Raw genomic sequence first — 12533 nt, 5'->3', positions numbered from 1 at the left:
TGCAGGGATAAATTCCTTTCTATAATTTTCGGTCAAATAAATTGCATTCGTTTTCCCAAGTGGGTATACTAGTATAGTTGAATGAAAAATTCTGAAAATTTAAGAATAGAAAAGAGAACAAATCTTATGGCAAAAGATATTCGTGTCTTACTTTACTACCTTTATACTCCAATTGAAAACGCAGAGCAATTTGCGGCAGATCACTTGGCTTTCTGTAAATCAATCGGTCTCAAAGGCCGTATCCTAGTCGCTGACGAGGGGATTAACGGGACTGTTTCAGGTGACTACGAAACAACTCAAAAATACATGGACTACGTTCACAGCCTCCCAGGCATGGAGGACCTCTGGTTCAAGATTGACGAAGAAAATGAACAAGCCTTCAAGAAGATGTTTGTTCGCTACAAGAAAGAAATTGTCCACCTTGGTTTGGAAGACAACGATTTTGACAACGACATCAATCCACTTGAGACAACAGGTGCTTACTTGTCTCCAAAAGAGTTCAAAGAAGCCCTTCTTGACGAAGATACCGTTGTTCTTGACACACGTAACGATTATGAGTACGACCTAGGACATTTCCGCGGGGCTATCCGCCCAGACATCCGCAACTTCCGTGAGTTGCCACAATGGGTCCGTGACAACAAGGAAAAATTCATGGACAAGCGTGTTGTGGTTTACTGTACAGGTGGCGTTCGCTGTGAGAAATTCTCAGGCTGGATGGTCCGTGAAGGCTACAAAGATGTCGGCCAATTGCACGGAGGAATCGCAACTTACGGTAAAGACCCAGAAGTCCAAGGTGAGCTTTGGGATGGGAAAATGTACGTCTTTGACGAGCGTATTGCCGTAGATGTTAACCATGTCAATCCAACCATCGTAGGGAAAGACTGGTTTGATGGAACACCATGTGAACGTTATGTCAACTGTGGAAATCCCTTCTGTAACCGTCGTATCCTAACATCAGAAGAAAATGAAGACAAGTACCTTCGTGGATGCTCACACGAGTGCCGTGTTCACCCACGCAACCGCTATGTTTCAGAAAATGAATTGACACAAGCAGAAGTGATCGAGCGCCTAGCAGCTATCGGTGAAAGCTTGGATCAAGTCGCTACAGTATAAAGCAAACAGCCTTTAGGGCTGTTTTTCTATGCTTTTTATCTAAAAATCTAAAATTTGTTTCTGTATCTTTCAGGATAATAGGTTATACTATATGTAAACGATTTCAAAGGAGGCCAGTTATGGCGAAAACATTTTTTATCCCAAATAAAGAAAGCATTCTAGGACAACAGGAGGTCTTGACTGCCAAGTCCATCTTAGCCTTGGTAGAGGGCTTGGAGTCACACAGTTATGATGCAGTCTATCTCCGTCAACCCCTCAATCGTCTCGAATACATGGAGTGTGGGATTGTAGGTCAGTCGCAATTTCTCTTCAAAGTCAACTATGCGGATAGCCGAAAAGGCTATCAAGTGGTGATTCCAGACTTCCTTACCAGAGCGGACTGGGAGATTGTAGAAGCTCTCCTCCAAGCCCTATCAAGCAAGTTGGGGCAAGTGGTAGAAGGGCTAGAAGACTTTGACTTTGAAGCTTATTTCCGACAAACGGTCAAGCATTATCTAGCGGATAAGGCGACTCGTCTGGTCTATTGCCAAGGACTCTTGTCACCTATCTATCTCAACAAGGAATACCTCGAGAGCTTTTTGGCTGAGGATGGATTGGCACGTTTTGAAGAGCTAGTCAAGAAGGTTCAAGGCTCTGATGCCTACCTTGCCAGTGTGAAATTTTACCCAGACGCTCAAGGAAGGGTGCATGGTATCTACCACCTAGCCCAGGGAGTCAAGACAATTTTGCCAAAGGAACCCTTTGTACCAGCTCCTTATACGGAGCAGCTGGCAGGCAAGGAGCTTATTTGGGAGATTGACCTAGTGACGATTTCTGGTGATGGCTCAAAAGCAGAAGACTATGAAGCCATCGCCCGATTGGATTATGAAAAATTTCTAGAGTCACTACCAGAAGCATTTTACCACCAATTAGATGCCAATCAATTGGAAGTACAAGCCATTTTGGGAAAAGATTTTGAAGGATTGGCAAGCATCGAGTAGGCCTTGTTTAAAAAAAGTAAGCATAAAAATCCCTGTCATTAACAAATGGCAGGGATTTTGATTAAAAGAAGGTCAGGATGCGAAGGTAGTCTACTGTTAGCGCAAGCTCTGCTATGAAGAAGGGTAAGAGAATAGCGCCATCAAGTAAGACAGCTAGCAAGAATCGATAAAATGGGTCAAGGCTACTGGTCTTACTTGGCTTGCTAATCACAAAGAGATTTCCAAGGGCAAAGATGGCCATGCTGAGAAGAGTTAGGATGCCAGCAAATCGTAAGCCCCCAAAGAGTGCAAAGAAACTTGCTAGAGCCGTTAGGACAAGTGGGATAGCAAAGAGTCGGCTGTAACGATCGCAAGCTTCTTGGAATGTGAAGTCGCTCTCCTGGTCCAGTACCCGTCGGACAGTAAAGCCTCCCAAAATGATGGAAAAGTAAAATAGAGCGCTAGCGACCAAGATAGAAAGCCCGGCAAAGAGATCTAAAGGTGGGAGCTGGTTAGGAGAACCATTAGCAATAGAAATCATATAGCCATAGTAGAGGTGCTTGATATGATAGATACTAAAGAAAAGGTTAATCGAAGACAGCAAGGTGAGTAGGGCAAAGACACTATAACGATGCCTTTGGTCCGTAGTTTTGCTGGTAGTTGGTTCTTGGATAGCATCCAGTAGCCAAGTCCAAAATAGTGCGATTTCTTCTTTGAATCGGGCAGTTTTACGAGGGTCAATATCTGGGATATAGGGGCTTTCTAAAGCCTTGCTGAGGATACTTTTCTCTCTTGCAGGGTTTTCTTGCTTGTGCTCCTCTTCAGCTTTTACTTCTTCCTCTTCCTCGGTTTGGGCTTCTTCTATCGTTTCGGGAGCTTCCTCCTCATGCCTTTCCGACTCTTTAGGTGAGATAGGAGTTTCTTGGCTTACTTGTGGTTCGGTCTCCACAGTTTCCGAAGTCTCTGGTTGGTCGTGCTGGATTTCCGATTTCGTCTGAGCTGATTTCTTCTCAAGATCGGCGCTTTCAAACCATTCTTGTGTCATGGTGGAACCTCCTTTTTTATGGTCGTTTTCTATTTTTAGATTAGCAGATGAAAGCGTTTTTGTCAATGGTTTCTAGATGGAGCAGAGTGCTCCTCTTTAGGTAGGTAGATATCCTGGTTGGCTTTTGCAATGAGCAGGTCCTTGATATCTGCTTTTTCCGTTTTATAAGGGTTGGCAAGTTCATTCTCTTTTTGTCCACGATGTTCTTCTTTGGGTTTACGATAGATACCGCCATGCTGAGAAGAAATATCTAGATTGATACGGTCGGTCTCTTTCTGGGAGAGAATGAGTTGTAGAGTGGAATAGGCCTCTAGCTCAACCTTGCCGCGAACCTGGATATTTTCAGCATAGATATGTGCTCCCTCCGTCTTGACCTGACTATCTGTCAATTCGGTATTAAAGATATTGATGATATGAGGTGTCGTTAGTGTGCTGTTCTTGATAGAACTTTCTGTTAGTCTTAAGAGATAGCCTTTTGTTTTGATTGTCGCATTTTCAAGATTGGCTTGACGAATATTGGTTTGTCCACGATTGGCTGAGACGGTGATAGCCTGTAGCTTTCTTCCTTTAGGTAGGGAGAGAATGACTTCGTCAAAACGGTGAGAATAATTGCTGGCAATACGAAGTAGACCTTCGATTCCTGAACCTAGAAAGCGATGTTGGGAGGCTTGTTTGTCAGTGACGTTCAGTGTTTTGTCACTCATGCCAGTAGTCAGATCGTGACGACCAGACACAGAAGGATGATAGGTGATGTGGATCTTGTCATCTACAGACTCTGTGATGGTTAGGCTATGTTCCTCAAGGGTCAAATCAAGTTTTTCCACTTCACTTCCAAAGGTCACTTCTTCGATACGATTGTCATAGACGGGGTCTTTTGACATGGCAAGCAAACTTTGAATACCATTGGACTGGGCGCCTACAATAATCATGATAAAACCAAGGATTGTAGAAACCACACCAAAAATGAGAAATCCTTTTGTCAATTTACGCATGTCTATCACCTCTCTTTCCTTTTTTAAGAATCCATTGCACCAAGCGGACGATTAGGAGGCCAAAGAAACGAGCTACATAGGAGATACCTAGTAGAACAAGAGAAGAAGCACCGATAGAAAGCAAACCGGCTCCGAAAATCAAAATAAAGGCAGATTTGGCTTCGACCAGAACACTAAAGCTCTCTATGATAAAGAGTCCACCTAGCAGGATACCCGTCACCGAAACAGTGAAAAAGGCTAGAATGACGGAGACAGCTGCGATAATAATACCGATGATGGCCATGAGGATGCCGATCCCGACCGGAATTCCGATAGGAGCTACTAGCAGGGCCAGGAGGGCGATGTGTAGCAGTTGACGGTCATTCTTTTGAGCAGGGGCTTCATTGACTTTTTTATCGAGGAGATCAGAGAGGACATCATGAGCTGCTTCTTTTGGTGTTCCTAGACTGGCAATGAGTTCCTCTTCGCCCTCAGGGCCGGCATCGTCAAATAGTTCCTTAAAGTAGTCCATGGCTTCGATGCGGTCAGCTTCAGGTAGTTTATGGAGATAGGTTTCTAACTGAGTCAGATAGTCAGTTCTTGTCATGGCGGATACTCCCTTCTATGATGCCGTTGACGGTGTCGGTATAGAGCGTCCACTCTTCCTTTAGAGTAACGAGCTGCTCTACGCCCCGATTGGTCAAGGAGTAGTATTTGCGCATACGCCCCTGAAACTCTCTAGAGTAGGTGGTCAGAAAGCCACTGGCTTCCAATTTTTTGAGAATGGGATAGAGCGTAGATTCTTTGATATTGGCGATGAGTTTAATGGTTTGGCTAATCTCATAACCATAAGAATCCCCCTGCTCCAGTACAGCCAAGATGAGAAACTCGATCAAGGCAGAGGATGTTGGGAAGTACATGGGAAACCTCCTTTATATTATATAAAAATTTTATATATACTCTTTTCAAATATATTGTATCTCAAGTTGAAAGCCCTGTCAAGAAATATGTGTAAAAATTTTACATATAAAAAACTCCTAGTATAAACTAGAAGTTTAGAGGATTTTATCAGCTCGATCCACCATAAAGAGTGAGACGGTCATGATGATGTCAACAGCTAGAAGGGCAAGGACAGCTGGGATCCAAGATTGGAAAAGTTCAAAACTATAACCAAACAAGGCAGGTCCAAAAGCAGCTAAGATGTAGCCCCCTGTTTGCGCTAGTCCTGATAGCTGAGCTGTCTTTTCAGGAGAACTGGTTTTAAGAGAAAAGCAAAGCATGAGGTAGGGGAAGAGGGCACTGCAGGCCGTTCCAATCAAGAGATGGACGACTAACCAGTAGAGGAAATTATTGGCTGGATACAAGAGCATGGCAATTCCTGTCATCCCAGCGATAGAGATAATTGTTAGCATGATTCGACGGTGACCATCTGATAGACGAGTCGTCAGACTTGGAACAGTCATTGAAAAAGGAATGCTGATCAGTGAGAAAATAGAAGCGAGGAGAGCCGCATCACTATTAGAAATACCAGCACTAACAGCCATAGTTGGTAACCAAGTCATACTTGTATAAAAGAGCAAGGACTGAAGCCCGCCAAAGATAATGATAGCCCAGACATCTTTACTTTTTAGAATATTCTCTTTGACTTGCTTTTCTTTTTGGCTTTCTAGGTGGTGGTTGTGGCGATGATTTGGCAACCAGACTAGCAGAGTGACCAGACAGAGAAAGCTGAGAACGAGGATGAGGCCCTTCCAAGAACTAGCTTGGGTGATAGGGACCGAAAGATATGAAGCGATGGCTGTCGAAATTCCCATGGCAGTGACATAGAGAGTTGTTAGGAAACTAATCTTTTGAGGCTGATTTGCCTGGATCATACTTGGGAGGAGTACATTGAAGATCGCAATGCTTGCTCCGATGATCAGAGTTCCTAGATAGAGAAGGGGAAGATTGAGAATCCGAATGACAGAGCCAACAGTTAAGAGGAGGAGACAGTAAGTAAAGAGATGCTCTAACCCGATCTTTTGTGCCAAGCGACTCGCAAAAGCAGAGAAAAGAGCAAACATCAAGAGAGGGAGACTGGTTAAAATCCCAAGAGAGCTAACCTCCACTCCTAGTCCCTGAGCAATATCTCCTAAAATAGTTGGAAGAGCAGTAAAAGGAGAGCGTAAAACGGTCCCGATTAAGACAATTCCTAGAACAAAAAAGAGCGATTGTTTTTTCATAAAAACCTCGATAAGATGATTTTAATAACAGCTTATTTTAAGGTTTTTTACTTATAATGTCAAGTAATGACAGGCAAGACAGTTCAATCAATGGAAGTGAAAATAAAGTGAAAAGAGACAGATTTCTTTACTAGAATTTTCCTTGATTTGATATAAAAATAGGAAACTAGGAAATTTTGTGATAAAATAGTGGAAGGAAATCTATACATTGGAGAAAAACTGTGCCTGAAAAGCAAAAAATCAGCGTCTTGATGTCGGTCTATGTAAAGGAAAATCCGACGTTTTTAAGGGATGCTATCAAAAGTGTTCAAAACCAGACCTTGAAACCGAGCGAACTTGTTCTTGTTGAGGACGGCCCGCTCACACCCGAACTCTATCAGGTGCTAGATGAAGTGGAAGCTCAGTCAGAAATTCCAGTGAAACGGTGCCCCTTAGAAGAAAATCAAGGTTTAGGCTTGGCTCTTCGATACGGCGTTTTACAGTGCCAGTATGATATTATTGCTCGCATGGATACGGATGATTTAGCCGTTCCGGATCGTTTTGAGAAACAGCTTCAGCTAATGGAGAAAGAAGATCTCGATCTCTTAGGTGGGCATATCGCAGAGTTCATTGACAATCCAGATGAGATTGTGTCTTATCGTCGTGTTCCAACTCAGCACGCAGACATTGTGGCTTATCAGAGAATGAGAAGCGCCTTTAACCATATGACAGTCATGTTCAAAAAGGACAGGGTCCTCAAGGCGGGCAACTATGAAGATGGCCTTTACATGGAGGATGACCTCCTTTGGCTCAATATGATTGCTGCAGGTGCCAAGACTGGGAACCTAGATCAAATCTTGTGTAAGGTTCGTGTCGGTGCAGGGATGTTTGAGCGTCGAGGTGGCTTGCGTTACCTTAGACTCTATCGTCAAGCTCGCCAGCGCATGCTTGAGCGAGGGCAAATTTCTTACATGGAATATGCTAAAAGTGTAGCCATTCAGGCAATTGTTGCACTTTGTCCAGGCTTTGTACGTCAGTTTATCTTCGTCAAACTTTTAAGAAAGAGAAAGTAAGCCCCGATAGACTGAATGATTTAGGCTATCATAACAACAGTATCATCTGACTCTTTTAAGGGGGAGTAAATTCCTATGAATAAAAAACTAACAGATTATGTGATTGATCTGGTTGAAATTTTAAATAAACAGCAAAAACAAGTGTTTTGGGGGATATTCGATATTTTGAGTATGGTGGTTTCCATCATCGTATCTTATATCTTGTTTTATGGCCTTATAAATCCTGCGCCTGTGGATTACGTGATCTACACTCTTTTAGCCTTCCTCCTCTATCAAATCATGATTGCGTTTTGGGGGCTAAATGCTAGTATCAGTCGTTATAGCAAGATTACGGATTTCATGAAAATCTTTTTCGGAGTGATGCTCAGCAGTGTTCTTTCTTATGGAATCTGCTATGCCTTTCTTCCATTGTTTTCTATCCGTTTCATCGTACTCTTCATTTTGTTGAGTACCTTCCTCATCTTGCTTCCTCGTATCACTTGGCAGCTGATTTATTCTAAGCGCAAGCAAGGTAGTGGAGATGGAGAGCATCGCCGTACCTTCTTGATCGGTGCTGGTGATGGTGGCGCCCTCTTTATGAACAGCTACCAACATCCAACTAGCGACCTTGAGCTAGTGGGGATTTTGGATAACGATGAAAAGAAAAAGGGACAAAAACTAGGTGGGATCCCAGTTCTGGGCTCTTATGATAATCTACCTGAATTAGCTAAACGTCACCAAATCGAGCGTGTCATCGTAGCGATCCCTTCGCTTGACCCATCAGAGTACGAACGCATCTTGCAGATGTGTAATAAGCTAGGCGTCAAATGTTACAAGATGCCTAAGGTTGAGACAGTCGTTCAAGGACTCCATCAACCAGGTAGTGGTTTCCAAAAAATTGATATCACAGACCTTTTGGGCCGTCAGGAAATTCGTCTCGACGAATCGCGTCTGGGTACTGAGATTACAGGCAAGACCATCCTGGTGACAGGGGCAGGTGGTTCGATTGGTTCAGAGATTTGTCGTCAGGTTAGTCGCTTTAATCCCGAGCGTATTGTCTTGCTTGGACATGGTGAAAACTCAATCTATCTCGTTTATCATGAATTGATCCGTACATTCCAAGGGATTGATTATGTTCCTGTTATTGCAGATATTCAAGACTATGATCGCCTCTTGCAGGTGTTTGAACAGTATAAACCAGCCATTGTCTACCATGCCGCTGCTCACAAGCACGTTCCGATGATGGAGCGCAATCCAAAAGAAGCCTTCAAAAACAATATCCTCGGAACCTACAATGTTGCCAAGGCTGTGGATGAGGCCAAAGTGCCTAAGATGGTCATGATTTCGACTGACAAAGCGGTCAATCCACCCAATGTTATGGGGGCAACCAAGCGCGTGGCAGAGTTGATTGTCACTGGCTTTAACCAACGCAGCAAATCAACCTACTGTGCAGTCCGTTTTGGAAATGTTCTGGGTAGTCGTGGTAGCGTGATTCCTGTCTTTGAACGTCAGATTGCTGAAGGCGGCCCTGTAACGGTGACAGACTTCCGTATGACACGTTACTTCATGACCATTCCAGAGGCTAGCCGTCTAGTAATCCATGCTGGCGCTTATGCCAAGGACGGAGAAGTCTTTATCCTCGATATGGGCAAACCAGTTAAGATCTATGACTTGGCTAAGAAAATGGTCCTTCTAAGTGGACACACAGAAAGTGAAATTCCAATCGTTGAAGTTGGGATTCGACCAGGGGAAAAACTCTATGAAGAACTCTTGGTTTCGACCGAATTGGTTGATAACCAAGTCATGGACAAGATTTTCGTTGGTAAGGTAAACATCATGCCTCTAGAAGCTATTGATCAAAAGATTGAAGAGTTCCGTTCACTCAGCGGAGATGAGCTCAAAGAAGCGATTATTTCCTTTGCGAATGAGACAACCCATGCTGAGTAAGAGGGGCTATCTACTTTCATAATGAAACAACTATCGCCAGTTTTCTGAGAGAATCAGAAAGCTGGTTTTTATAAATAGAGAGTAGAGAACATCGGATCTTTCAAAGGTTTAATAAGCGCAACTATTCAAGGGACGATGTTATGTGATCTATCAGGAGAGTGATTTCAGACAATCTAAAAACTACCTCTTTTTTAAGCTGGTAACATAACTTTGGGAAATAAGTATTAAAATCAAAAGGAGATTTTTTGTATGCTGAGTGCTATTAGGAGTTTTTTCAAAGGCTATGCAAATTTTTCTGGTCGTTCCACACGTCCAGAATTTTGGTGGGTTTGCCTACTAAATATGGTGATTTTCTTGCCCGCCTACTACTCACTTTTTACTGGAGTAGAATCTGATAAAGCCATCAGGAATATTGCGGTCTTCAGTATGTGTATTATTTTGTTTATAGTAGAGTTTGTTCCTCTACTAGCACTGATAGTACGTCGCTTACGAGATGTGGGTATCCATTGGGCCTATATCTTTATTGTATTTGTTCCTTTGGGTGCAATAACACTGCTCGTTATGCTCGCTATGCCCAGTCAACGATTTGGAGAAAAAGTGATAGAGAATAGTGAAAAAGATAAAGAGAATACGGAAGATTCTCGGTTTGAAGAAATGGTACGAAAATATTAAGATATTTCTACTCTATTTAAAAACGTCTGAGTCGCTTCGCAGCTTACGGGATGCTGGTTTCCACTGAGCCTTTATCTTCATTGATTTGGTTCCTATCGTTGGAGCGATTGCTCTTATTGTGATGCTTGCTTGGCCAAGTAAGAAGGATGAAGATACAGATACTGAAGAACAGGATCAAATTACTGCTTAAGCATGGAGTTGATTCCTTCTGAATCTAACAACATATACAAAAAAATACTCCTCAACCTAGTTCACTAGTGTTAGGAGTATTTTTGTATGTTGTATTATTTATAGTTGCTTAATGATATCATCAATGGTACGGGCGATCCAGTCAGGTTGATAGCTGAGCAAATCAGCTTCTTCTCCAAATCCCCAAGTAACAGCGAACTTTTTAATGCCAGTTTCTTGGGCTCCAATCATATCAAACTTGGTGTCCCCAATGATGAGGACTTGGTCTGCAGGGAGTTGATGTGTTTGCAAGGCGTAACGGATGACATCCGCCTTGTGTGGCGTTTCAGGACTAGAGCCGTAAATACCATCAAAGAAATGATGGATTCCCAGATTTTTAGTCATATCATGAGCAGTAGGAGTATTCTTGGTTGTAGTGATGTAGAGAGGGTAGTTTTGTGAAAGTGCTTGAAGCAATTCTGTCATTCGGGGGAAGAGCTGGGCTTCGTGGATCCCTTTTTCCTTGTAGTAAGAACGGTAGATTTGAACAGCCTCCGAGATTTGCTCCTTGGGAAGACATGTTGCAAAACTACTTTCAAGTGGCGGTCCCATGAAACCACGAATGGTTTTGGCATCAGGGCTTGGAACTCCTAGCTCTTTAAAGGTATGGGTAAAGGCATTGTGGATCCCGAGGGAACTGTCAACCAGGGTTCCGTCTAGATCAAAAAAGATTGCTGAGATAGAGGGCATACTTTCTCCTAATAGATATAGATGAGTTTTATTCGCCGAAGATTTCTTTTTGTAGGCGACGACCAGTAGGTGTGGCGGCGAGTCCACCCTCAGCTGTTTCACGAAAGGCAGTTGGGAGGCTCGATCCGACCTGATACATGGCATCAATGACTTCGTCAACAGGAATTTTAGACTCGATACCTGCCAAGGCCATGTCTGCTGCGATAAAGGCAAAGCTGGCTCCCATGGCATTGCGCTTAACACAGGGAACTTCGACCAAACCAGCAACGGGGTCGCAGATGAGACCCAGCATATTTTTAATGACAAAGGCAATGGCTTGACTAGCCTGATAGGGGCTTCCACCTGCAGCCAAGGTCAAGGCTGCGGCACTCATGGCAGAGGCAGAGCCAACCTCGGCCTGGCAGCCACCTTCAGCGCCCGAGATAGAGGCGTTGTTTGCGATGACTAGTCCAAAGGCACCCGCAGCAAAGAGGAAATCCAGCTGTTCTTCGTGACTAAGGTCAAGTTTTTGGATAGCAGCAGTGAGAACGGCTGGCAGACAGCCAGCACTTCCTGCGGTTGGAGTGGCGCAGACCAAGCCCATCTTCGCATTGTGTTCATTGACCGCGATGGCATTACGGGCTGCTGATAGGATGGTAAAGTCCGACAAGGCCTTGCCGCTTTTGAGATGGCGGTCTAGTTTGGCCGCGTCTCCACCCGTTAAGCCACTACGGGATTTATTTTCACTGAGACCGAGCTCGACAGAGGCTTTCATGACTTCTAGATTGCGTTCCATGAGGAGGAGAACTTCTGGCCGTTCCCGACCGGTTAGTTGATATTCTGTCGCAATCATGAGTTCGGCGACATTTCCTTGGAAGTCTAGATCCGCCTGCTCGACCAATTCTTTGATAGAATAAAACATGCTTCCTCCTACTTAAAGAAATTGACATTATGGAGATGAGGGATTTTTCGGATTTCTTCAATCGCCTCTTCGCAACTTCGACTATCGACTTCGATAATCATAATGGCTTTTTCTCCAGCTTTTTCTCGAGTTACATTCATCTGAGCGATGTTGATATCGAAACGAGAGAGGGCTTCAGTAACATGGGCAATCATACCTGGGACATCCTGATGCACGATGATAATGGTTGGTGTGTTCATGTTGAGAGAGACAGCAAAGCCGTTAAGTTCCGTAACTTGGATATTTCCCCCACCAATGGAAATTCCTGTCACACTGATGGATTTGTGTTCATTCTTCACAGTAATTTTAGTGGTATTAGGATGAGGAGCGTTGCTATCTTTCTGAATGGTCCAGACAATCTTGATACCACGTTTATGGGCAATCTCAAGGCTATTTGGAATGTCGGGATCGTCCGTATCCATACCTAATATACCAGCGACGAGAGCAAGGTCGGTTCCATGACCACGGTAGGTTTTGGCAAATGAATTAAATAATTGGAATTCGACTTCTGTCGGCGTATCGTCAAAGATGGAAGAGACGATTTTCCCGATGCGAACAGCTCCAGCAGTATGGCTACTTGATGGGCCAATCATGACAGGCCCGATAATGTCAAAGACAGATTGAAAACGAAGTGAGTGCATCTGTTTCCCCTTACAAAGATTCTTATATCTATTATATCAAAGAATGGACCTCTGCGCTTATTTCCCTTATCAAA

The 12533-nt window shown here is 43.6% G+C and carries 13 protein-coding genes; 5 read left to right on the top strand and 8 right to left on the bottom strand.

Annotation, left to right across the window (positions count from 1 at the left end; genetic code table 11):
• Positions 1-126: 126 nt before the first annotated feature.
• Both trhO and HMPREF1115_RS04550 read left to right on the top strand, forming a co-directional pair.
• Positions 127-1113: an oxygen-dependent tRNA uridine(34) hydroxylase TrhO gene (gene trhO, locus HMPREF1115_RS04555; protein WP_001030012.1), complete on the top strand. Its 987-nt coding sequence runs from the start codon at positions 127-129 to the stop codon at positions 1111-1113.
• 119 nt (positions 1114-1232) lie between these two features.
• Complete coding sequence (locus HMPREF1115_RS04550) at positions 1233-2093, top strand: DUF4299 family protein (RefSeq protein ID WP_001140332.1); 861 nt, start codon at positions 1233-1235, stop codon at positions 2091-2093.
• A gap of 61 nt (positions 2094-2154) precedes the next feature.
• Here the strand turns inward: HMPREF1115_RS04550 and HMPREF1115_RS04545 are convergent, their stop codons facing one another.
• The 5 genes from HMPREF1115_RS04545 to HMPREF1115_RS04525 form a co-directional block, all read right to left on the bottom strand.
• Entirely contained in the window at positions 2155-3117 is a 963-nt protein-coding gene (locus tag HMPREF1115_RS04545; RefSeq protein WP_000191316.1) for a DUF6574 domain-containing protein, read from the bottom strand.
• A gap of 62 nt (positions 3118-3179) precedes the next feature.
• On the bottom strand, positions 3180-4109 hold the full coding sequence (locus HMPREF1115_RS04540) for a DUF4097 family beta strand repeat-containing protein (RefSeq protein ID WP_001229042.1): 930 nt from the start codon (positions 4107-4109) through the stop codon (positions 3180-3182).
• Positions 4102-4695, bottom strand: a complete 594-nt coding sequence (locus HMPREF1115_RS04535) for a DUF1700 domain-containing protein (protein ID WP_000198648.1) — start codon at positions 4693-4695, stop codon at positions 4102-4104. Before HMPREF1115_RS04535 ends, HMPREF1115_RS04540 begins: the two co-directional genes overlap by 8 nt.
• Complete coding sequence (locus HMPREF1115_RS04530) at positions 4682-5008, bottom strand: PadR family transcriptional regulator (RefSeq protein ID WP_000273860.1); 327 nt, start codon at positions 5006-5008, stop codon at positions 4682-4684. Before HMPREF1115_RS04530 ends, HMPREF1115_RS04535 begins: the two co-directional genes overlap by 14 nt.
• Positions 5009-5143: 135 nt before the next feature.
• Positions 5144-6310, bottom strand: coding sequence for a CynX/NimT family MFS transporter (locus tag HMPREF1115_RS04525; RefSeq protein ID WP_000744870.1), 1167 nt, complete (start codon positions 6308-6310; stop codon positions 5144-5146).
• A gap of 221 nt (positions 6311-6531) precedes the next feature.
• Here HMPREF1115_RS04525 and HMPREF1115_RS04520 point away from each other — a divergent pair, with 221 nt between their 5' ends.
• The 3 genes from HMPREF1115_RS04520 to HMPREF1115_RS04510 all read left to right on the top strand — a co-directional run bounded on the left by HMPREF1115_RS04520 (position 6532) and on the right by HMPREF1115_RS04510 (position 9960).
• Positions 6532-7362, top strand: coding sequence for a glycosyltransferase (locus HMPREF1115_RS04520; protein WP_001114308.1), 831 nt, complete (start codon positions 6532-6534; stop codon positions 7360-7362).
• 75 nt (positions 7363-7437) lie between these two features.
• The gene (locus tag HMPREF1115_RS04515) at positions 7438-9288 is read left to right on the top strand and encodes a nucleoside-diphosphate sugar epimerase/dehydratase (protein ID WP_001035727.1); all 1851 of its coding nucleotides are present in this window, start codon (positions 7438-7440) and stop codon (positions 9286-9288) included.
• 249 nt (positions 9289-9537) lie between these two features.
• The gene (locus HMPREF1115_RS04510) at positions 9538-9960 is read left to right on the top strand and encodes a DUF805 domain-containing protein (protein ID WP_000947291.1); all 423 of its coding nucleotides are present in this window, start codon (positions 9538-9540) and stop codon (positions 9958-9960) included.
• 288 nt (positions 9961-10248) lie between these two features.
• Here HMPREF1115_RS04510 and HMPREF1115_RS04505 read toward each other — a convergent pair whose 3' ends face one another.
• From HMPREF1115_RS04505 to sdaAB, 3 genes are read right to left on the bottom strand one after another with little or no spacing between them, the layout of a single operon-like run.
• A complete protein-coding gene (locus HMPREF1115_RS04505; protein ID WP_001139322.1) occupies positions 10249-10878 on the bottom strand; it encodes an HAD-IA family hydrolase in 630 nt (209 codons plus the stop codon).
• Between the two features lie 28 nt (positions 10879-10906).
• The gene (gene sdaAA / locus HMPREF1115_RS04500) at positions 10907-11779 is read right to left on the bottom strand and encodes an L-serine ammonia-lyase, iron-sulfur-dependent, subunit alpha (RefSeq protein ID WP_000500029.1); all 873 of its coding nucleotides are present in this window, start codon (positions 11777-11779) and stop codon (positions 10907-10909) included.
• 8 nt (positions 11780-11787) lie between these two features.
• A complete protein-coding gene (sdaAB, locus tag HMPREF1115_RS04495) occupies positions 11788-12459 on the bottom strand; it encodes an L-serine ammonia-lyase, iron-sulfur-dependent subunit beta (RefSeq protein WP_000555868.1) in 672 nt (223 codons plus the stop codon).
• Positions 12460-12533 lie beyond the last annotated feature (74 nt).

The organism is Streptococcus oralis SK610 (assembly GCF_000257455.1).
In the GTDB taxonomy this organism is placed as follows: Bacteria; Bacillota; Bacilli; order Lactobacillales; family Streptococcaceae; genus Streptococcus; species Streptococcus oralis_CB.
Note: the sequence above shows the minus strand (reverse complement) of the source record. Positions and strands in the feature narration are given on the sequence as shown.

Bases quoted from the DNA above. Each gene is read 5' to 3' on its own strand.
- HMPREF1115_RS04510 (WP_000947291.1), top strand. From the start codon at position 9,538: ATGCTGAGTGCTATTAGGAGTTTTTTCAAAGGCTATGCAAATTTTTCT.
- HMPREF1115_RS04505 (WP_001139322.1), bottom strand. From the start codon at position 10,878: ATGCCCTCTATCTCAGCAATCTTTTTTGATCTAGACGGAACCCTGGTT.
- HMPREF1115_RS04545 (WP_000191316.1), bottom strand. From the start codon at position 3,117: ATGACACAAGAATGGTTTGAAAGCGCCGATCTTGAGAAGAAATCAGCT.
- sdaAB (WP_000555868.1), bottom strand. From the start codon at position 12,459: ATGCACTCACTTCGTTTTCAATCTGTCTTTGACATTATCGGGCCTGTC.
- HMPREF1115_RS04525 (WP_000744870.1), bottom strand. From the start codon at position 6,310: ATGAAAAAACAATCGCTCTTTTTTGTTCTAGGAATTGTCTTAATCGGG.
- trhO (WP_001030012.1), top strand. From the start codon at position 127: ATGGCAAAAGATATTCGTGTCTTACTTTACTACCTTTATACTCCAATT.
- sdaAA (WP_000500029.1), bottom strand. From the start codon at position 11,779: ATGTTTTATTCTATCAAAGAATTGGTCGAGCAGGCGGATCTAGACTTC.
- HMPREF1115_RS04515 (WP_001035727.1), top strand. From the start codon at position 7,438: ATGAATAAAAAACTAACAGATTATGTGATTGATCTGGTTGAAATTTTA.
- HMPREF1115_RS04530 (WP_000273860.1), bottom strand. From the start codon at position 5,008: ATGTACTTCCCAACATCCTCTGCCTTGATCGAGTTTCTCATCTTGGCT.
- HMPREF1115_RS04535 (WP_000198648.1), bottom strand. From the start codon at position 4,695: ATGACAAGAACTGACTATCTGACTCAGTTAGAAACCTATCTCCATAAA.
- HMPREF1115_RS04550 (WP_001140332.1), top strand. From the start codon at position 1,233: ATGGCGAAAACATTTTTTATCCCAAATAAAGAAAGCATTCTAGGACAA.
- HMPREF1115_RS04540 (WP_001229042.1), bottom strand. From the start codon at position 4,109: ATGCGTAAATTGACAAAAGGATTTCTCATTTTTGGTGTGGTTTCTACA.